Here is a 424-nt window from a genome sequence, read left to right on the forward strand (position 1 = left end):
AAGGCGCGCGATACAGGGTGACAGCCCCGTACACAAAAATGCACATATTGTGAGCTCGATGAGTAGGGCGGGACACGTGGTATCCTGTCTGAATATGGGGGGACCATCCTCCAAGGCTAAATACTCCTGACTGACCGATAGTGAACCAGTACCGTGAGGGAAAGGCGAAAAGAACCCCGGCGAGGGGAGTGAAAAAGAACCTGAAACCGTGTACGTACAAGCAGTGGGAGCCTCTTTTATGGGGTGACTGCGTACCTTTTGTATAATGGGTCAGCGACTTATATTCTGTAGCAAGGTTAACCGAATAGGGGAGCCGAAGGGAAACCGAGTCTTAACTGGGCGTTAAGTTGCAGGGTATAGACCCGAAACCCGGTGATCTAGCCATGGGCAGGTTGAAGGTTGGGTAACACTAACTGGAGGACCG

1 rRNA gene is annotated in these 424 nt (G+C 51.9%); it reads left to right on the top strand.

The features are described from left to right. Positions 1–424: ribosomal RNA gene (locus SB771_RS33540) — 23S ribosomal RNA — on the top strand; the annotation flags it as partial.

The organism is Burkholderia sp. SIMBA_051 (genome assembly GCF_046534915.1).
Taxonomy (GTDB): Bacteria; Pseudomonadota; Gammaproteobacteria; order Burkholderiales; family Burkholderiaceae; genus Burkholderia; species Burkholderia ambifaria.